At 69.1% G+C, this 20,014-nt stretch carries 17 protein-coding genes and 1 riboswitch; of the genes, 4 read left to right on the top strand and 13 right to left on the bottom strand.

Annotated elements, in window-relative coordinates; translation table 11 throughout:
* Positions 1-3: 3 nt before the first annotated feature.
* The gene (locus ABT004_RS21190; protein WP_351339127.1) at positions 4-783 is read right to left on the bottom strand and encodes a CPBP family intramembrane glutamic endopeptidase; all 780 of its coding nucleotides are present in this window, start codon (positions 781-783) and stop codon (positions 4-6) included.
* A 211-nt stretch (positions 784-994) separates the two neighbouring features.
* Between ABT004_RS21190 and ABT004_RS21185 the strand changes: the two genes are divergently transcribed.
* Positions 995-2,758, top strand: a complete 1,764-nt coding sequence (locus ABT004_RS21185) for a substrate-binding and VWA domain-containing protein (RefSeq protein WP_351339069.1) — start codon at positions 995-997, stop codon at positions 2,756-2,758.
* 19 nt (positions 2,759-2,777) lie between these two features.
* Here ABT004_RS21185 and ABT004_RS21180 read toward each other — a convergent pair whose 3' ends face one another.
* A complete protein-coding gene (locus ABT004_RS21180; protein WP_351339067.1) occupies positions 2,778-4,298 on the bottom strand; it encodes a glutamate-cysteine ligase family protein in 1,521 nt (506 codons plus the stop codon).
* A 537-nt stretch (positions 4,299-4,835) separates the two neighbouring features.
* Here ABT004_RS21180 and ABT004_RS21175 point away from each other — a divergent pair.
* Entirely contained in the window at positions 4,836-5,426 is a 591-nt protein-coding gene (locus tag ABT004_RS21175) for a hypothetical protein (RefSeq protein ID WP_351339065.1), read from the top strand.
* Positions 5,427-5,785: 359 nt separating this feature from the next.
* On the top strand, positions 5,786-5,986 hold the full coding sequence (locus ABT004_RS21170; protein WP_351339062.1) for a DUF5999 family protein: 201 nt from the start codon (positions 5,786-5,788) through the stop codon (positions 5,984-5,986).
* A 51-nt stretch (positions 5,987-6,037) separates the two neighbouring features.
* Here ABT004_RS21170 and gcvP read toward each other — a convergent pair whose 3' ends face one another.
* On the bottom strand, positions 6,038-8,923 hold the full coding sequence (gene gcvP, locus ABT004_RS21165; RefSeq protein WP_351339059.1) for an aminomethyl-transferring glycine dehydrogenase: 2,886 nt from the start codon (positions 8,921-8,923) through the stop codon (positions 6,038-6,040).
* Between the two features lie 186 nt (positions 8,924-9,109).
* Positions 9,110-9,205: riboswitch (glycine riboswitch) on the bottom strand.
* Positions 9,206-9,328: 123 nt separating this feature from the next.
* Between gcvP and ABT004_RS21160 the strand changes: the two genes are divergently transcribed.
* Positions 9,329-9,703 (top strand): PRC-barrel domain-containing protein, encoded by a 375-nt coding sequence (locus tag ABT004_RS21160; RefSeq protein WP_351339057.1) that lies wholly within the window; start codon positions 9,329-9,331, stop codon positions 9,701-9,703.
* On the opposite strand, the gene ABT004_RS21155 is transcribed toward ABT004_RS21160, so the two are convergent.
* From ABT004_RS21155 to clsA, 10 genes are all read right to left on the bottom strand, one after another.
* The gene (locus ABT004_RS21155) at positions 9,646-11,115 is read right to left on the bottom strand and encodes a DNA polymerase IV (RefSeq protein WP_351339055.1); all 1,470 of its coding nucleotides are present in this window, start codon (positions 11,113-11,115) and stop codon (positions 9,646-9,648) included. The two genes, ABT004_RS21160 and ABT004_RS21155, sit on opposite strands and share 58 nt — an antisense overlap.
* Before the next feature lie 46 nt (positions 11,116-11,161).
* A complete protein-coding gene (locus tag ABT004_RS21150) occupies positions 11,162-11,782 on the bottom strand; it encodes a MerR family transcriptional regulator (protein WP_351339052.1) in 621 nt (206 codons plus the stop codon).
* Positions 11,783-11,974: 192 nt separating this feature from the next.
* Positions 11,975-12,448 (bottom strand): bifunctional nuclease family protein, encoded by a 474-nt coding sequence (locus tag ABT004_RS21145; RefSeq protein WP_005475662.1) that lies wholly within the window; start codon positions 12,446-12,448, stop codon positions 11,975-11,977.
* Positions 12,449-12,534: 86 nt separating this feature from the next.
* Positions 12,535-13,263: a transcriptional regulator FtsR gene (gene ftsR, locus ABT004_RS21140; protein WP_351339049.1), complete on the bottom strand. Its 729-nt coding sequence runs from the start codon at positions 13,261-13,263 to the stop codon at positions 12,535-12,537.
* 27 nt (positions 13,264-13,290) lie between these two features.
* The gene (locus ABT004_RS21135) at positions 13,291-14,202 is read right to left on the bottom strand and encodes an FHA domain-containing protein (RefSeq protein WP_351339125.1); all 912 of its coding nucleotides are present in this window, start codon (positions 14,200-14,202) and stop codon (positions 13,291-13,293) included.
* 122 nt (positions 14,203-14,324) lie between these two features.
* On the bottom strand, positions 14,325-15,263 hold the full coding sequence (locus tag ABT004_RS21130) for a DUF881 domain-containing protein (RefSeq protein ID WP_351339047.1): 939 nt from the start codon (positions 15,261-15,263) through the stop codon (positions 14,325-14,327).
* A gap of 5 nt (positions 15,264-15,268) precedes the next feature.
* Positions 15,269-15,601: a small basic family protein gene (locus ABT004_RS21125; RefSeq protein WP_266722032.1), complete on the bottom strand. Its 333-nt coding sequence runs from the start codon at positions 15,599-15,601 to the stop codon at positions 15,269-15,271.
* Positions 15,598-16,503 carry a DUF881 domain-containing protein gene (locus ABT004_RS21120; RefSeq protein WP_351339044.1) on the bottom strand — a complete coding sequence of 302 codons (906 nt, stop codon included), beginning with the start codon at positions 16,501-16,503 and terminating at the stop codon, positions 15,598-15,600. The genes ABT004_RS21125 and ABT004_RS21120 overlap by 4 nt, the downstream gene beginning before the upstream one ends.
* A gap of 88 nt (positions 16,504-16,591) precedes the next feature.
* On the bottom strand, positions 16,592-19,087 hold the full coding sequence (locus ABT004_RS21115) for a sugar phosphate nucleotidyltransferase (protein WP_351339042.1): 2,496 nt from the start codon (positions 19,085-19,087) through the stop codon (positions 16,592-16,594).
* Between the two features lie 110 nt (positions 19,088-19,197).
* Positions 19,198-19,806: a cardiolipin synthase ClsA gene (clsA, locus tag ABT004_RS21110; RefSeq protein WP_266722026.1), complete on the bottom strand. Its 609-nt coding sequence runs from the start codon at positions 19,804-19,806 to the stop codon at positions 19,198-19,200.
* Positions 19,807-20,014 lie beyond the last annotated feature (208 nt).

The following is a 20,014-nucleotide window of genomic DNA, read 5'->3' as shown; positions in this document are numbered from 1 at the left end:
GGGCTACGCGGTGGGCAGCCAGTCCACCTTGCCCGCCAGCACGGCGTATCCGACGAACGCGCCGATGTCCAAGAGGGAATGGGCCACCACCAGTGGCCCGACGCGCCCCCACCGCCGGTACAGAAAGGCGAAGACGACACCCATCGCGAGGTTCCCGAAGAACCCGCCAATGCCCTGATAGAGGTGGTACGAGCCGCGCAGCACGGACGACGCGACGAGCGCCGTCCCCGGCGTCCACCCCAACTGCCCGAGCCTGCGCAGCAGATACCCGACGACGATGACCTCCTCCAGTACGGCGTTCTGCACCGCCGAGAGGATCAGCACCGGGTACTTCCACCACACGTCGGGCAGCGCCTCCGGCACCACCGTGAGGTTGAAGCCGAGGCCCCGTGCGGCGAGGTAGAAGGCGATCCCCGTACTGCCGATGACGGCGGCGACCGCGGCGCCCCGGCCCGTGTCGAACCACGGTCGCTTCCGGTCGAAGCCGATCGTGCGCATCCCCTCGCCCTCCCTGAGCAGGAAGTGCGCGACGAGCACGACCGGCACGAGCGCGCTCGCGATGCCGAACAGCTGCCAGGCGAGATCGAGCCACGGACGGCCGGGCGCCGCCGAGGCGTTCAGGGTCGCCGCCTGGTCCTTGAGACCGCCGGGTTTCGTGACAGAGCCGACGAAGCTGATGAGTGCGGACACACCGCTCGCACCGAGCGAAAGCCCCAGAACGAGCAGCGTCTCGTCCCGCAAAAAGCGCCGTGAGAGCGGTCCTTCGGGAGAAGAACCGGGCATCGGCTCCGCCTGCACCTGCACACCTGCCTCCAGTTGATGAATCCCGCCGCATCCGTCACAGCGCCCCGCTAGGGTCTCGAATGCAGGTACGAAGATCGCGTGCGACAGGCCGAGGGGGCCGAGGCGACGCAATTCGGCGCACGGCTCCCCTCCGCCGTTCCACCGCTTATACCGCAACTGCCTTTGTGGCTCAGGGAGGGGCTCCACCGCCATGGGACGTCACAGCAGCATGCCCGACGAGTACGGGCCGGCCACCGCCGCACCCCGTCCCCGCTCGCGCGGGCGCACCGTGGCTCTCGCGACCGCCCTCGTCGTGGTGGCCGCGGCGGGCACGGTCGCGGTGTTCCGCCCCGAGCTGCTCGGCATCGACAGCGGATGCGAGGACGAGGTCCATCTCGATGTGGTCGCCTCCCCCGACATGGCCCCGGCGCTGCGCGAGGCGGCGGACCACGCCCGCCGCGAGAAGCTCACCTCCGACGGCAACTGCCTCGACGTCGCCGTCACCGCGCGCGACGCGTACAAGGTCGCCGACACCCTGCGCGCGGGCAAGGGCGCCGCGGACTTCCAGGTCTGGGTGCCGGACTCGGACATCTGGGTCCAGCGCGTCACCACGGGCGGCGCGAACACCGCGGTCACGCCGGCCGGCAACATCGCCTCTTCACCGATCGGCGTGGGCATGGTTCCCGCGGCCGCGAAGTCCTTCGGCTGGCCGCGAAAGACCTACTCGTGGGCCCAGTTGACGGGCGCCGCCATGCAGGACGACAAGCTGCGCCTGGGCGCCGCCGATCCCGCCCGCAGCGCCAGCGGACTGCTCGCGCTGACCAAGCTGGCCGCCACGTCCAAGAAGGACGACGGCACACAGGCCGCCTCCATGGCCAAGAGCCTCTCGCAGCGCACGTCCGACAGCGACGCCCAGCTCATGGACACGGTGCCGCGCGACGACTCCGGCACCGAGCAGGGCAACCCCAAGCGCAACGAGGCGCTGATCCTGTCCGAGCAGGCCGCGTACGCGCACAACAAGGAAGCGGGCGAGGCGGGTTCACTCGACCTCTTCTACCCCAAGGACGGCTCCCCCACCCTCGACTACCCGTTCTCCCTGGTCGGCGAGGACCGGCTGAGCACCGACGAGAGCCGGGCGGCCGTCCGCTTCATGACGCTGCTCGGCGCCCCCGAGGGCCGCTCGATCCTGGAGCGGCACGGCTTCCGCACGGACAGCGGCCGGTCCCCCGCGAAGCTCGTCTCACGGGCCGGCGGCCGCTCCCCGCAGCCGTACGCGCACGTGGCGGCCAAGGCACCCACCGAGGAGCAGCTCGAGGAGACCCTCGGGATGTGGACGATCACGGTGCAGAGCGCCCGCATCACGACGGTCGTGGACGCGTCGGCCTCGATGGGGAACACCGTGCCCAGCCGCGGCGAGTCCCGCATGGAGGTGACGAAGGCGTCGATGCTGGCGGCCCTCTCCACGTTCACGCCGGAGGACGAGATCGGCCTGTGGGAGTTCGCCACGTTCCTCGACGGCGACCGCGACTACAAGAAGCTCGTGCCGACCGAGCGCCTCGGCGACCGCGTCGGCTCCGGCACCCGGCGCGACCGCCTGTCGGCCGCGTTCACCGCGCTGCAGCCGGTGCCCGGCGGGGCGACGGGCCTGTACGACACCACGCTCGCGGCCTACAAGGAGGCCACGTCCTCGTACAAGAGCGGCAGGTTCAACGCCGTCGTCGTGGTCACGGACGGCGTCAATGAGGACGAGGGGTCGGTCTCCCGCGAGAGCCTGATCAAGAAGCTCAGGGGCCTCACCGACCGCGACCGCCCCGTGCCGTTGATCGTCATCGCCGTGGGGCCCGACACCGACAAGCGGGAGGTCGAGCAGGTCGCCGAGGCGACGGGCGGCTCAGGACACCAGGTCAGCGACCCGGCGGACATCCAGCAGGTCATCCTGAAGGCCATCATCGAGGCGGGCGCCAAGAGCAACTGAGCGGGTCGGCCGGGCCCCTTCAGCCCAGCGGAACGGCCGGCTCCGGAAGCCCGACCGGCCAGTTGTGCACCGGCTCGCCCCGGTGCATCAGCTCGCAGTACCGCCGCGTGGTCGCCGCGAGCGCCGCGTCCCGCGCCAGACCGCTCTCCAGGGCCCGGTGATACGTCGCCGACTGCCACGCCGCGCCGTTCATCCGCAGTCGGCACCGCTCCTCGATCACTCCCAGGTACCGGTCCCTGTCCGCCGGTTCGACTCCCCAGGCATCGAGCCCGGCAGCCGCGAGCGGCAGCAGCTCGTCCCTTACGAGGTTCACGGCCGGCACCCGCTCCGTGCCGCCGAACCGGCCCCTGCGTGGCCACTCCAGGCGCGCGTCGATGCCGTACCGGCAGGCGGTGTCGAAGTTGCGGGCGGCCGCGGCGAAGGGGAGGCGCGACCACACCGGCCGGGACTCCTCGGCGAGGGCACGGACAACGCCGTAGTAGAACGCGGTGTTGGCGATGACGTCCGTGACGGTGGGCCCCGCGGGCAGCACCCGGTTCTCGACGCGCAGGTGAGGCACACCGTCCGCGATGCCGTACACGGGACGGTTCCAGCGGTACACCGTGCCGTTGTGCAGGACGAGTTCGGCGAGGCTCGGGGTGTCGCCCTTGGCGATGACGTCAAGCGGCCGCTCGGCGTCGAGAATCGGCAGCAGCGGCGGGAAGTACCTCAGATTCTCCTCGAAGAGGTCGTACGCGGAATCGATCCAGCGCTCGCCGAACCAGGTGCGCGGCCGCACGCCCTGCGCCGCGAGCTCCGGCGGCCGGGTGTCCGTGGACTGCTGGAACAGCGGGGGCCGCGACTCCTGCCACAGCTCGCGGCCGAACAGGAAGGGCGAGTTGGCGCCGAGCGCGATCTGCACGGCGGCCACGGCCTGCGCCGCGTTCCACACATCGGCGAAACGCCCCGGCGTCACCTGGAGGTGCAACTGCACGGAGGTGCACGCCGCTTCGGGCGCTATCGAGGAGGACGTGCAGGTCAGCCGCTCGACGCCGGCGATGTCGAGCGCGAAGTCCTCGCCGCGCGCGGCCACGATCCGGTCGTTGAGCAGGGTGTAGCGGTCGCCGTCCGACAGGTTCGCCGAGACCAGGTCGTCCGTGCTCAGCGTCGGCAGAATGCCGATCATCACGATGCCGGCGTCGACCTCGTTCGCCTTCCGGTGCGCATATCCGAGACCCGTGCGCAGTTCCTCGGCGAGCTGATCGAGAACACGGCCGCCGATCCGGTGCGGGGCAATGTTGACTTCGAGATTGAACATCGCGAGTTCGGTCTGGAAATCACGGCTCGCGATGCGCTCGAGAACTTCCGCATTCATCATTCTCGGCAGCCCGTCGGGCCCGGCGAGATTCAGCTCGATCTCGAGCCCCATGAGATTCTGTGGACGGTCGAACCGCTTCTCGTCCAGCAGTCGCCCGAACCCCTCCAGGCACTCCCTGAGCTTCTCCCGATAGCGCCGCGGATCGGCAAGCCCCACCGTCTCCGCAACGACCTTCTCCCCCATGGAAGCGTCCCTCCTCGCACGGGCGACCCGTTGATGCACCGTCCCGGCCGCGTGTCACGGTGGATGATGCCCCGGCAATGTGATCCATAACGCCCCGCGCGCACCCACGGAGCAGTACTCTCGACGCGGTTACCCGCGGGCACATTCCGCAGGCATGCGGCCGACCGCGGATTCTGTGGCATGCGGCCCTGGTGATAAACGCCGACAAGAACACGCCGACCGCTCGGACGAAAGACGTCGAGGTCACGCACGACGGGCCCCTCGAAAATGGGGAGGATAGCCGCAAAACCCCAGGGGAGCCGCGCCCGAATAGCTCCTTGCGAAATCCGGGCGGCGTGCTAGGCGAAACATCCCGTGAACACGCATCGTATAAACTCCGCTGGCGAGACCGAGAGTTGGCGCCCGCGGCCCGGATTCGAACCGGACCCCCGCCCCCTCTGTCCCGTGTACCCCTTGTGCACCCGCAGCAGACAGCGCCGTCCGCTCGTCCCGCACCGCCCTCGCATCACATGCCTGTCGAATGAGAGGCGACCCACCATGCCGCTGTACGTCCCACCGGCTCCCGCGCCCGCCCTGCGCAGTGTCCTCACGGCCCTCGGTTCCCCCACCGCCGTCCGCGAGGCCCGCACCCCGTCCCTGCGCGCCGCGCAGGGACCCGCCACCCCCGAACTCCCGCTGCCACTCCACGTGTTGGACCACATCACCGAGACCACCGGTCCTTCCAGGGCCCGCCTCACCGGCTGGCGCTTCCTGATCCGCTGCGGAGAGCGCGCGGTGGCGGCGGCCGACACCATGCTCACTCCGGACGGCTGGGCCTTCTCGCACTTCTTCGAGGGCCCCTACATCAGGTCCACCGAACGGGCCCTGCGCCAGGCGGAGTCGCTGCCCCAGGCCTACCAGCCGCGGCTGCTGTCGGTGCCCGAGCTCTACATGCTCACGCTGTGGCTGCACCGCGAGCCCACCGCCGACCCGGCGAGCGGCCAGCCGGCGGCCGACGACATCCTCGTCCCGCTGGCACCCGCCCCGCCCGGCATCGCCCCGTACCGCCCGCACCGGGTGGCCGAGCTCCTGCCGGTCCTCACCCACCGTCTGACACCGGCCCCGACCGCAGCCGGCCTGCTCGCCTGACCGACCGGGGCCCGCCGACGGCCCCGGTCGCCCCTGCCTGTGCCCCGCACCGTCCGCCGTCCGGTCGCGGGGCACAGCCCTGCCCGAGCGGACTAGCCCGTACCGACCACTCCTAACCACCCGAAGGGAGAGTGGAGTTGGACTGAACCGTCCGCACGGGTGATGCGTCTCCAATCCATAAGGACCGCTGCAACGAAATCCCTGCGGATTGACGCCCACAGGGCAACACTGGGCTCCAGAACTCACGAAATCGGGGGGCGGCCATGAACAAGCCTTCAAGCCGCAGCACGACAGGCACCACCAGCACCGCCAGTACAGCCCACGTCATCGAGATCACTTCGCAGCGAAAGATCCCATCCATGTGCCAGCACCAGCCAGCCTGCCCGACAGCGGAATCCGAGGACAGGGAAGCCGCGTTCCCCGTGGCTCACCATCCCGAGCAGGGGTGGAGCCTCCTCTGCAACGGGGTCCTGCTCTTCGAGGACACCGGCGAGCTGCTGCCCAGTGGCAGGATCATCGCCCCGCACCGCCCACTGAGCACCGTGGTGACGGCGGCGTAGGGATCGGCTGAGCAGGACTGCGCGACCGACGGCCGCGCAGTCCCGAGTGGATCAGCCCTCGTAGGCGTCGAGCGGCGGGCAGGAACACACGAGGTTCCGGTCGCCGAACGCCTGGTCGATGCGCCGCACCGGCGGCCAGTACTTCTCCGAAGCGACCACCCCGGCCGGGAAGACACCTTCTTCCCGGCTGTACGCGTGCTCCCAGTCACCGCCGAGCATCCCGGCCGTGTGCGGAGCGTTCCGCAGCGGGTTGTCCTCGGCCGCCCACTCGCCGGAGGCGACCCGCTCGATCTCGCCGCGAATCGCGATCATCGCGTCGCAGAACCGGTCGAGTTCCCCGATGTCCTCGCTCTCGGTGGGCTCGATCATGAACGTCCCGGCGACCGGGAACGACATGGTCGGCGCGTGGAACCCGTAGTCGATGAGCCGCTTGGCGACATCGTCGATGCTCACGCCCGTCGCCTTGCTGAGCGGCCGCAGGTCGATGATGCACTCGTGCGCGACGAGCCCGCCCGGACCGTTGTAGAGCACCGGGAAGTGCGGCTCGAGCCGCTTGGCAATGTAGTTCGCGGAAAGCACCGCCACCTGCGTGGCCCGCTTCAGCCCCTCGCCACCCATGAGCCGCACGTACGCCCAGGAGATCGGCAGGATCCCGGCGGAGCCCCAGGGCGCCGCGGAGATCGGGCCGACACCCGTCTCAGGGCCCGCGGCCGGCTGCAGCGGGTGGTTCGGCAGGTACGGCGCGAGGTGCTCGCGCACACCCACCGGGCCGACGCCAGGACCACCGCCGCCGTGCGGGATGCAGAACGTCTTGTGCAGGTTCAGGTGCGAGACGTCGCCACCGAAGCGGCCCGGCTTGGCGAGGCCCACCAGCGCGTTGAGGTTGGCGCCGTCGACGTAGACCTGGCCGCCCGCGTCGTGCACGGCGGCGCAGATGTCGGCGACGTGCTCCTCGAAGACGCCGTGCGTCGACGGGTACGTGATCATGAGGACGGAGAGCTGCTCGGCGTACTGCTCAATCTTGGTGCGCAGGTCCTCGATGTCGACCTCGCCGTCGTCGGCGGTCTTCACGACGACGACCTTCATGCCGGCCATCACGGCGCTCGCCGCGTTCGTGCCGTGCGCGGAGGACGGGATGAGGCAGACGGTCCGCTGCTCGTCGCCGTTCGCCCGGTGATAGCCGCGGACGGCGAGCAGGCCGGCGAGCTCGCCCTGCGAACCGGCGTTCGGTTGCAGCGACACCTTGTCGTAGCCGGTGACCTCGGCGAGCCGCTCCTCCAGCTCACGGATGAGCGTCAGGTAGCCCTGCGCCTGCTCGGCGGGCGCGAAGGGGTGCAGCTGGCCGAACTCGGGCCAGGTGACCGGCTCCATCTCCGTCGTCGCGTTGAGCTTCATCGTGCAGGAGCCCAGCGGGATCATGCCGCGGTCCAGCGCGTAGTCGCGGTCGGCGAGCGCCCGCAGGTAGCGCAGCATCGCCGTCTCGGAGCGGTACTGGTGGAAGACGGGGTGCGTCAGGTAGTCGTCCTCGCGCAGCAGGCCGCCCGGCAGCGTGTCCGCGGCCTCGGCGTCCAGGGCCTCGACGTCCGCCTCGACACCGAATGCACTCCATACGGCGCCCAGTTGGGCCCGCGTGGTGGTCTCGTCGCAGGCGAGCGAGGTGTGATCGGCGTCCACGAGGCGCAGGTTCACGCCGCCTTCGCGCGCGGCGGAGACGACCTCGGCTGCCTTGCCCGGCACCCGCACGGTGAGGGTGTCGAAGTACGCGCCGTGCACGACCTCGACGCCGCCCGCGGTGAGCCCCGCCGCGAGCACGGTGGCGTATCGGTGGGTGCGCCGTGCGATGGACTTGAGGCCCTCGGGCCCGTGGTACACGGCGTACATGCCGGCCATGACGGCGAGCAGCACCTGCGCGGTGCAGATGTTGCTGGTCGCCTTCTCGCGGCGGATGTGCTGCTCGCGGGTCTGCAGGGCGAGGCGGTACGCCTTGTTGCCGTCGGCGTCGACGGAGACACCGACGAGGCGGCCCGGCAGGGAGCGTGCGAACTTCTCGCGTACGGCCATGTATCCGGCGTGCGGACCGCCGAAGCCCATCGGCACACCGAAGCGCTGCGTCGTGCCGATGGCGATGTCCGCGCCGAGGTCACCGGGCGAGGTCAGCAATGTCAGAGCGAGGAGGTCGGCGGCGACGGTGACGATGGCGCCCAGCTCGTGCGCCTGGTCGATCACGGGCTTGATGTCCCGCACGGCGCCGGAGGCCCCGGGGTACTGCACGAGCACGCCCACGACGCCGCGCTCGGCGACCTCGGCCGGAATGCCCTCCCCGAGGTCGGCGACGACGATCTCGACACCGGTCGGCTCGGCGCGCGTCTCGATGACGGCGATGGTCTGCGGCAGGGCGTCGGCGTCGATGACGTAGACACCGTTCTTGACCTTGCCGACGCGGCGCGACAGGGCCATCGCCTCGGCGGCCGCGGTGCCCTCGTCGAGCAGCGAGGAGCCCGAGGTGGGCAGGCCGGTCAGCTCGGCGACCATGGTCTGGAAGTTGAGCAGCGCCTCGAGGCGGCCCTGCGAGATCTCCGGCTGGTAGGGCGTGTACGCCGTGTACCAGGACGGGTTCTCCATCACGTTGCGCAGGATGACGGGCGGTGTGAACGTCCCGTAGTAGCCGAGGCCGATCATCGAGCCGAGCACCTGATTGCGCTCCGCAAGGGACTTCAGCTCGGTGAGCACCTCGGCCTCGCTGCGGGCGGCCGGAAGGTCGAGCGCCTCGGCGCTCTTGATCACATCGGGCACCGCGGCCGCGGTCAGCTCGTCCAGCGAGCCGTAGCCGACCTGCGCGAGCATCTTGGCCTGAGCGGCGTCATCGGGGCCGATGTGGCGCTGCTCGAAGGGGATTCCTCGCTCCAACTGGGAGAGCGGAATACGGTTGGCGGTCATTGGCGGAGGCCTCCTGGTCATTGCGACCTGCGAGGGGCACCACGGCGCGGGTACCCGGTCGGCCTCCCCCTCTGTCATCTCAACCTGAGAGCTTCACCGGCCCACCCCGCGAGAACACGGAACACACCGGCTTGCACCGTCGGTGAGAGCGGAAACCGTGCACCCCGCTCTGCTTTCCAGAGTGACCTCGTCCGTGCGGTACAGGGGCCTGAGAGATTCCGGGGAGGAGTTGCTCCTTCGGCGCCCCCGACGACCGTCGGAAGACTCTCCCGCACGGGGTCAGCAGCCGCCTGCCAGCCTACCAGCGGCTACGTGGCCGGAGCCCCCGAGTGGCCGCCTTCCACAATGTGCTCTTTCGTAGTGTTTACAGACGAGTTGCGATCATCGCGATCAGTTGGAGGGCCCGTGCAGACCGATGTCGATCCGCGCAATCTGATCGGCCGCAAGGCATTCGACCGCAGCGGGGCCAAGATCGGCACCATCGACGAGGTGTACCTGGACGACGCCACGGGCGTGCCGGAGTGGGCCGCGATACGAACCGGCCTGTTCAGCCGCGACGCCTTCGTACCGCTCGAGCCCAGCGACTTCACGGACGGCACGCTGAACGTGCCCTTCGAGCGCTCACTCATCAAGGACTCCCCCGACTTCGGCGTGGGCCGCCACCTCTCCCCGGAGCAGGAGCTCCAGCTCTACCACCACTACGGCCTGGAGATCACGGCTCCTCAGTCGCCCGACGTCACGTTCGGCAAGATCGCGGGCGCGGAGGACGACCCGACCTGATCCTCGGCCTCTTCGACGGCTTCGGCCCCTTCCACGGCTTCGACCGCTTCGACGAGCGGCAACGGATCCGCCGACTCCAGCTCGGGATCGTCGACCCGGAACGTCCGCACCCGCCCCCGCACCCGCGCATACGGCGTCTCGAACCGCACGGTCACCCGCCCCAGCCCGCTCCCCTGCACCCACCCGTGCCCGAACTCGGTATGCCGCACATCGTGCCCGGCCAGCCACTTCCGCTCCACAGGCACCGGCTCGGGCTCGACCGCCTCCACGGACTCGACGGGCCCCGCGTCCCCTTCTGGCTCTCCGGCGGCGGCCTCCTCGGCAGCGGCCTCCTCCGCGGCGGCGAACTGCGCGAACAAGTCCTCCTGCGTGAAGTCGGCGAGCCCACTGACCCCGACCCCCAGCAAGCGCACGCCACCGGTCGTGTCGACGCTCTCCAGCAGCCGCGCCGCGGCCTCCCGCACCACCCCGGGATCATCCGTCGGCCCCCGCAGCGTCTCGGAGCGCGTCAGCGTCGAGAAGTCGTAGCGCCGCACCTTGAGCACCACGGTCCGGCCCGAACGATCGGCCGCTCTCAGCCGCTCCACGCACCGGCCCGCGAGCCTGCGCACCTCCATCCGGACCCGCACCCGGTCATGGATGTCCACGTCGTACGTGTCCTCGACCGATACGGACTTGGAGTCCCGCTCGGCGACGACGGGCCGCTCGTCGCGGGCGAGCGCCATCTCGTACAGGTGGCTGCCGTGCGCCTTGCCGAGGAGTCGCACCAGCTCGTCCTCACCGGCCCCCGCGATCTCCTCCACGGTCTGGATCCCGGCCCGCCGCAGATGATCCGCCGTCGCGGGCCCGACGCCGGGCAGGATCCGCACGGACTGCGGCCCGAGCAGCGCGCGCTCGGTACCTGGGCGTATCAGCACAAGACCGTCCGGCTTGGCCTCCTCGGAACCGATCTTCGCGAGCATCTTGGACGCGGCGATCCCCACGGACCCGGTCAGACCGGTCACGCGCCGGATGTCGGCCCGCAGCCGGTGCCCCACGGCCTCCGCCGAAGCGGCGTCCCAGGCCGCCTCACCGGCCTCCAGATCGACGAACGCCTCGTCCAGGCTCAGCGGCTCCACGAGGGGCGAAAGGGCGCCGAGGAGCCCCATCACCTGCTCGCTGATCTCCCGGTAGAGCCGGAAACGCGGCACCAGATAGGCGGCATGCGGGGCGAGCCTGCGCGCCTGCCCCATCGGCATCGCCGAGTGCACCCCGAACTTCCGCGCCTCGTACGACGCCGTGGCCACCACACCGCGCGGACCGAGCCCGCCCACGACGACCGCTTTCCCGCGCAGGCTCGGCTTCGCCGCCTGCTCCGCAGAGGCGTAGAAGGCATCCATGTCGAGATGCAGGATCGTGGGCGCGGTTCTCACATCACCGATGCTGCCCTACGCCACTGACAACGCGGCGGTACGGACCTCACACAGCCCTGCCCCGCCGCCTCGCGAGCTCGTCCGTGGCGTTCGGCGGCACGATCGTCTCGCCGGTGTCCACACGCTCCCCGTGCAGCTGCGAGAGCGCGGCGTCCACGTCCCGCCAGACCACGCCCACGGCGATCCCGAAGACCCCCTGGCCGCCCTGGAGCAGATCGTGCACCTCGTCCGGCGACGTGCACTCGTACACCGTCGCGCCGTCGCTCATCAGCGTCATCCGCTCCAGATCCCGGACTCCGCTCTCGCGCAGGTGCTGCACGGCCGCCCGGATGTTCTGCAACGAGACGCCCGTGTCCAGGAACCGCTTGACGACCTTGAGGACGACGACGTCCCGGAAGCTGTAGAGCCGCTGTGTCCCCGATCCGTACGCGGAGCGCACACTGGGTTCGACAAGGCCGGTCCTGGCCCAGTAGTCGAGCTGCCGGTAGGTGATGCCGGCCGCCGCACATGCCGTCGGCCCCCGGTATCCCAACTGCTCGGAAGCGGCCGAGCCGCTCTCCCCCGCCACCGCAGGCACGGCCTGCGGGCGCTGCGGAGTGTGATCGGCCGCGCTGCCGTGAAACAGGTACGGACCGCCCGTCGCCGTACCGTCGCCGCTGCTTCTCACGCCGACCTCCTCATTGACCTGCCTTGTCGACGGTAGGCAGTCACGGGGGGTGCGTCAACGAACGCCACACTAGGCACGCCGAGTGATAATCACCCTAAGAGTGGTTTCCCGTGACCCACCGCCGGGAAAGGCTAGCCGAATGTCCCGAGGGCGCCGCCGCTCGACGACCGAGGCCGGCCGCCGGACAGGCGGTCACTGACTGTTGGTGCCGAAGTCCTCGGGAGAGATCTGGTCGAGGAACTCGCGGAACTTCTCCACCTCGTCCTCCTGCTCGTCGGGGATCGCGATCCCCGCGTCATCCAGGACCCCGTCACTGCCGAAGATCGGCGTACCGGTGCGCAGCGCCAGGGCTATGGCGTCCGACGGGCGGGCGCTGACCTCGACCCCGCTCGCGAACACGAGCTCCGCGTAGAAGACGCCTTCGCGCAGGTCCGTGATGCGCACTTCCGTGAGCTCCTGGCCGACCGCCTCAAGGACATCCTTGAAAAGGTCGTGCGTCAGCGGACGCGCGGGCGCCATGCCCTGCTGGGCAAAGGCGATCGCGGTCGCCTCCCCCGGTCCGATCCAGATGGGGAGGTACCGGTCGCCTCCCACTTCACGCAGGAGCACGATCGGCTGGTTGGAGGGCATTTCGACCCGGACACCTACGACGTCGAGCTCGTTCACACAGCAACCCTAGGACGTGCCCGGTCGGTTTGGGTAGTCGGGCAGCCACCGAGGACCGGGCCATCGGCACTCACCCGCGCCCACGATCAGGGCAGACGGACCCCGAGAGCGGTCTGCACAAGTGCCGAGTGCAGCCTCACGGTGAGGCCCGCCAGCTCCTTGGCACGGGCCTCGGCATGCGCCCGCGTCTGCGGGTTGCGGTGCACTTTCAGCGGGGCCACCACCTGGTCCACCAGGCCCGCCTCCCGGTCGGCGGCGGCCCGCATGACCCGCAGGTGCCGCGGCCCGATCCCGAACCGGGCCAGCTCGCCGATGAGCTCGGCGACCGACACGGCGGAGGCGTCGTAGCCACCATCGGGCAGCGGGGTGAGGAGCCCGTAGGACTCCCATTCGTCGAGCTCCTGCTCCTCGGCACCGACGGCGGCCAGCAATTCGTCCCGGCCGATCCGCGCGGCCGTCGGCACGTCGATACCGTCCTCCGCGTCGCCGGAGCGCCCGGGTGCGGGCACGGACAGCGTCTCGCCCGGCTCCAGGGAGTCGAGCTGCTCCTTGATGACCTTCAGCGGCAGGTAGTGGTCCCGCTGCATACGCAGCACATGGGCCAGCCGCTCGACGTCGTCCGGGCTGAACTTCCGGTAGCCCGACGGCGTGCGCCGGGGCTCGACGAGCCCTTCGGACTCCAGGAACCTGATCTTGGAGATGGTGACTTCGGGAAACTCTTCTCGGAGCACGTTCAGTACGGTGCCGATGCTCATCAGCCGACTGTCCGTGGTGGCGGTGCCCCCGGGGGCACCGCCACTCGTCGTGTGCAGCATGGACCTTCCTGAAGGATCGCGGACGGTTCAGATACCGCGCTGGCTCGCGTAGAACACCAGCCGGTACTTGCCGATCTGCACCTCGTCACCGTTGTTCAACGTCACCGAGTCGATGCGCTCACGGTTCACATACGTGCCGTTGAGGCTGCCGACGTCGGCGACGGTGAACGAGCCGTCCTGCAGGCGACGGAACTCCACGTGGCGACGCGAGACGGTCACGTCGTCCAGGAAGATGTCGCTCTGCGGGTGCCGCCCCGCGGTGGTCAGTTCGCCGTCCAGGAGGAAGCGGCTGCCCGAGTTCGGACCGCGCCGCACCACCAGGAGCGCCGAGCCCAGCGGCAGCGCGTCGACCGCCGCCTGTGCCTCGGGCGAGAGCGCCGGAAGCTGCGTCTGGCCCGTCGCCTCCGGGTCGTAGGACTCGAGGCCGGAGATGGAGATCGTGGACGTCGTCTCGGACGGCCCCTCCGGCGCCGCACCGCCACGCAGCGGCGCACCGCAGTTGGAACAGAACCGGCTGTTCTCGCCGTTCCGGTTTCCGCACCTCGTACACACCAGGGCCGACATGGACGGATCCTCCTGCCGCGGCTGCCCCGCGGGGGCGTGGGACGCGTACGGATCGGGGGTCAACCCTCCACCCGTACTTGAGGTTGACGGTTCTCCGAAACCTATGGGGCCGGAACCGGCAGGGTCAACAGACGACGCGCCCTGTTCGCCCGAATTGCCTCCGGCGACCTCGTCCCGGAACAGGGGGCGCTCACCCACCTGGGTCTCGGGCACATCTCCCTGGCGCGACGCGCGATGACGGTTGTCCTCACGCGCGCTCTTGCCGAACAACTTCCCAAACAACTTCACGGGCGATTCCCCTTGACCGAAACAGACCCGCCCGTGGGGCAGGACGAACCCTGACTGCACACATCGGCGTACATCGCGTACATCAATGACACGGACACCCTCACAACGTCCGTATCCGCCAAACAGTTTCCACCACGCACACCACCCTTGCTGCGGCGACCCCCCGCAACCTCATGCCCTCGCACGGTATTCACCATGCACCCCCGGCTTCACTCCGAGGACGACCGAGCGTAATCAGGCCGTTGCGCCGATCGCAAGGCATCCACAACGATGTTGTTCGAGCGGCTCACGGCCACCGTGGCCTGCTCCTTCTCCAGCGTCTGCACCACACCCCCGGGAATGTTCAGGGCCGGCTCCAGGTCCTGCGGCTTGCCGATGACCTTGAACCGGTAGGGCCGGCTGATCTCGTGCCCGTCCACGCTGATCCCCTTCCCTCCACTGCCGTCCGTCAGATACGTGTTGGCCACGACGCGGACATCATTCACCTGGATCGCCTCCGCGCCTGCGGCGCGCAGCTCCTGGACCGCGTCGAGCAGCATGTCCGGCTCCACGGCCCCCTTCGTGTCGGTGACGGTCATGGTGATCCCGGGGCCCTGCGCGGCCGTCGTGCCCGCCAGAATGCCGAGCTGCTTCTGCTTCTCGGCCGTCTGCTTGCGGGCCTCGTTTGCCTGGTCCGAACTGCTCTCCAGCTCGGTGCGCTGGTCCACGAGTCCTTGCTTCTCATCCTCAAGACGCTGAGTTCGATCGTCCAGTTCATCGAGAATGCGAACAAGATCTTCCTGACGCGCACCGCGCAGGGCGCTGTTGTCACTGGTGGACCGCACCTGGATGGCGAGCCCGAGCCCCAGGACGCACAGCAACACAGCCATGATGAGTTGGGCACGCGACGCGCGCGGCGGCCACAGACCCTTCACGAGCCGCTGCCGACCGGTCAGTTCGGGCTCGCCGGCATCCGCTTCGACCGGCTCCGGCTCTACGGGTTCGGGCTCCGCCTCCGCCTTCGTCGTGTCGTCCGGCTTCTTGGCCGGCACCTCGGCGGGCAGTTCGGCAGGCAGTTCCTTGCGCAACTGCTCGGCTTCGTCGTCCGGTTGCACGCGCTTGCGGTTCTCGGCGCTCTCAGCGTTCTCGGCGCTCTCGTCGTTGCTCATCGGCCTCACGCCCGGAACACATGCCGCCGGATCGCGGCGGCGTTGGAGAAGATGCGGATGCCCAGCACCACGACGACACCGGTCGACAGCTGCGCGCCGACGCCCAACTTGTCGCCCAGGAAGACGATCAGCGCGGCCACGACGACGTTCGACAGGAACGAGACGACGAACACCTTGTCGTCGAAGATCCCGTCCAACATGGCGCGCAGCGCGCCGAACACCGCGTCGAGCGCCGCGACGACGGCGATGGGAAGGTAAGGCTCGACGACCGCCGGAACCTCGGGCCGGACGAAAAGACCGACCACGACTCCCACGACGAGGCCCAGTACGGCGATCACGATGTGCCCTTCTGCTCTGCTCTCGGCTGTGCTGTACGTACGATCACGCTGGGTGCGGCAGGAAGCTCGATGTCGTCCTGAGCCGAAATACTGGTCCTGACCCCGAAGTTCTCCTGCAGCGCGTGCAGATAGAGACCATCAGGGCTGTTCTGGAACCGGGTGCTCAGCCGTTGCCCGTCCCCCACCGCCAGCACCGTGTACGGCGGCACCAGCGGCTTGTTGTCGACCAGTATCGCGTCACCCGCGGCCCTGATCGCGGACAGCGAGGTGAGGCGCTGCCCGTTGATGCTGATGGCCTCGGCGCCGGACTGCCACAGCCCGTTCATGACGCGCTGCATGTCCCGGTCGCGTACGCGGCCCGTGTCGGAGAAACCGTTGCTCTCGCGCGGCCCGCTCCCGTCGCCGGTAGTGGCCGACTTGGCGTCGTCGACGACGAGCTTCACACCGGGGCCGTGCACGGCGACAGCACCGGAGAGCACCCCCGCCAACTCCCCTTGCTCGCCCCCGTGCTTCTTCAACGCCTCGCGCTGCATCTCCCCCACGCGCCCGCGCAGCGAGTCGACCTGGTCCTCCAGTTGGCCGGCGGACTCGGTCTCCTGGTCGATGCGGTCGATGAGCTCCTCGCGCTCCTTGGCCACCACCGGAGCGGTGACCCGGGCCTGCGCCGCACCCACCGTCACCACGAGCGCGGCGAGCACGAGACCCGCGGCGAGCCCCAGCTTCGCCCGCAGCGTCTTCGGCAAACCACTCTGCCCCAGCGCCTCTTTGCGCGCGGTGGCCTCCGCGTACCCGTCGTCCAGGCTGTGATCCATCACGTTGGTCAGCAGCGACATGGAGGCATCGAGGCGCGAAGGACGCTCTGGAGTGCTCCGTTCGGGGGGCTGCTGCGGCATGCCGCACATCGTCGCACGTCGTGGCCCCTGCCACCCAACGACCCCACTGACCTGCCGCCCGACGCCCGAATTGGACGTCGAGCAACAGGTGTCCGGGTCAGCGCCCGGCGCTGTCCACGACCGCCGACCACTCGTCGAGCAGCTGCTGCGCCGAGGCGTCGTCCGGCCCTTCGGCCCACAGGTGGGTGACGGCCTCGGCCGGGTCGGGCAGCACCATCACCCAACGTCCGTCGGCCTCGACGACCCGCACGCCATCGGTCGTGTCCACGGACCGCTCGCCCGCCTCCTCCACGACGCGGCGCATGACGAGCCCCTTGACGGCCCACGGCGTCGCGAGGTCCCGCTTGAGCACATGCGCCCTCGGAATCCGCGCGTCGATCTGGCTGAGGGTCAACTGCGTACGGGCGACGAGCCCGATGAGCCGCACAAAGGCCGCGGCCCCATCGAACACACTGCTGAACTCGGGAATGATGAACCCGGCCCGCCCGTCCCCGCCGAAGATCGTCCCGTCCTCACGCCCCACGCGCGTCAGGTCGTCGGGAGACGTCGTCGTCCACTCGACCTGCGTCCCGTGATACGCGGCCACCTGCTCGGCGATACGTGTGGTGGTCACGGGCAGCGCCACCCGCCCGCTCCTGCGCTCCGCGGCGACAAGATCGAGCATCACGAGCAGCGCCCGGTCGTCCTCGACGATCCGCCCCTTCTCGTCGACGAGCGAAAGCCGCTCACCGACCGGGTCGAACCGCACCCCGAACGCGGCCCGCGCCGAGGCCACGATCTCCCCGAGGCGTACGAGCCCGGACCTTCGGGCGTCCGAGGTCTCCGTGGGCCGCGACTCGTCGAGCCCGGGGTTGATCGTCAGGGCGTCGACGCCGAGACGCCCGAGCAGGCTGGGCAGCACGAGCCCCGCACTCCCGTTCGACGCATCGACGACGACCTTCAGCCCGGCCTCCGCGACTCCCGTCGTATCGACGTTCCGCAGCAGCGACCCCGTGTACGAGTCGAAGACGCTCGACGGGAAGTGCAGGTCGCCGATCTCCCCTGGGAACGCCCTGCGGTACTCCTGCCGCGCGTACACCCGGTCCAGCTTGCGCTGACTGCCCTGGGAAAGATCCGCCCCACGCTCGTCGAAGAACATGATGTCGACGGAGTCCGGCACCCCGGGCGTCGTACGGATCATGATCCCGCCGGCACTGCCCCGAGCCGTCTGCTGCCGCGCCACGGGCAGCGGCACATTCTCCAGATCCCGTACGTCCATGGCGCTGGCCTGGAGCGCGGAGATGACGGCCCGCTTCAGCGCACGCGCACCACGGGAGTGGTCGCGCGCGGTCGTGACGGTCGACCCCTTCTTGAGCGTCGTCGCGTACGCCCCCGCGAGCCGCACGGCCAGCTCCGGGGTGATCTCGACGTTCAGGATCCCGGAGACGCCCCGCGCCCCGAACAGATGGGCCTGCCCGCGCGACTCCCAGATGACCGACGTGTTGACGAAGGCGCCGGCCTCGACGGTCTTGAACGGGTAGACCCGCACATTGCCCTGGACGATCGATTCCTCACCGACGAGGCACTCATCGCCGATGACGGCGCCGTCCTCGATCCGCGCGGCCCGCATGATGTCGGTGTTCTTGCCGACCACGCAGCCCCGCAGATTGCAGTGCCGCCCGATGTAGACGTTGTCGTGCAGGACCGCCTTGTGCAGGAAGGCCCCGCTCTTCACGACGACGTTCGAACCGACGACCGTGTGCTCCCGGATCTCCACGTCCGCTTCGACCTTGGCGTAGTCGCCGATGTAGAGCGGTCCCCGCAGCACGGCGTCCGGGTGCACCTCAGCACCCTCGGCCACCCACACACCGGGAGAGATCTCGAACCCGTCGAGTTCGACGTCCACCTTTCCTTCGAGGACGTCGGCCTGGGCCTTCACATAGCTCTCGTGTGTGCCGACGTCCTCCCAGTAGCCCTCGGCCACGTAGCCGTAGATGGGCTTGCCTTCCTTCATCAGCTGCGGGAAGACATCCCCGGACCAGTCCACCGGGACATCGGCTTCCACGTAGTCGAAGACTTCGGGTTCCATCACGTAGATGCCCGTGTTCACCGTGTCCGAGAAGACCTGTCCCCAGGTCGGCTTCTCGAGGAAGCGCTCGACCTTCCCTTCCTCGTCGACGATGGTGATGCCGAATTCCAGCGGATTGGGCACACGCGTCAGACAGACGGTGACGAGTGCGCCCTTCTCCTTGTGGAATTCGATGAGATCGGTGAGGTCGAAATCGGTAAGGGCGTCACCCGAGATGACAAGGAAAGAGTCGTCCTTCAGCGCTTCCTCAGCGTTTTTCACGCTGCCGGCAGTGCCGAGTGGCTTCTCCTCATTGGCATAGGTGAGCTCCATTCCCAGCTCTTCGCCGTCCCCGAAGTAGTTCCTGACGAGTGAAGCCAGGAACTGCACGGTGACCACGGTCTCGCTGAGCCCATGCCGCTTGAGCAGCCTGAGCACATGCTCCATGATCGGCCGGTTGGCCACAGGCAGGAGCGGCTTGGGCATACTCGAGGTCATGGGGCGAAGGCGTGTGCCTTCGCCTCCGGCCATCACGACGGCCTTCATGTCGGAAGCGTCCTCCTTGAAGAGACGACGGTCTGGCCGACTTCGCCCGCCGGGAATGGCCCGCGCTTGTCACGGCGGGCCATCTGGCCTCTGCCAACGCAATGGCGAGCTCAATCGGCCATGGAGTCCGCCCGGACAAGCCGGCGGACTTGAACCACGTAGAGGATCCCTGCCCACCAGTACAGCGTCGTACCCCATCCGGCGAACGCCCATCCGAAAATAGCAGCGAGTTCGTGGATCCAGCCCGTTCCGTCACTGAGAAGCAGCAAGGGGAACGCGTACATCAGGTTGAAGGTCGCCGCCTTCCCGAGGAAGTTCACCTGAGGCGGCGGATAGCCATGACGCCTGAGGATCCCCACCATCACCAGAAGAAGCAGTTCACGGGCCAAAAGTACGGAGGTCAACCAAATGGGCAGAATGTCACGCCACGTCAAACCCACCAACGTGGACAAAATGTAGAGCCGGTCAGCGGCCGGGTCGAGCAGCCGGCCGAGGCTGCTGATCTGATTCCAGCGCCGCGCGAGCTTCCCGTCGAGATAGTCGCTGATGCCGCTGAGAGCCAGCACGAGCAGCGCCCAGCCGTCACTCTTGGGGCCCCCGAACTCAGGGCGCAGGATGAGCCACAGGAAGAGGGGCACGCCGACGAGACGCGCCATGCTGAGGATGTTCGGGATGGTGAGGACCCTGTCCGTCTGAACACGGGTCTCCTGGACCTCCACCCGGGGGCCTCCTGTGGGGAACGAACCAACGATGCCCCCTGACTTTACCCTCAGTGTCGGGAGGCCTGACCTACGGGGGCGTCGTAACGCAGTGCACGACGACACCCTAAACACAGAAAAGCCCGGACCGTATCCCGGCCCGGGCTTTCCTTTTAAAATTAGTTCGGCGGCGTCCTACTCTCCCACAGGGTCCCCCCTGCAGTACCAT

The sequence above is a fragment of the Streptomyces sp. NPDC002790 genome (assembly GCF_040295505.1).
Taxonomy (GTDB): domain Bacteria; phylum Actinomycetota; class Actinomycetes; order Streptomycetales; family Streptomycetaceae; genus Streptomyces.
Note: the sequence above shows the minus strand (reverse complement) of the source record. Positions and strands in the feature narration are given on the sequence as shown.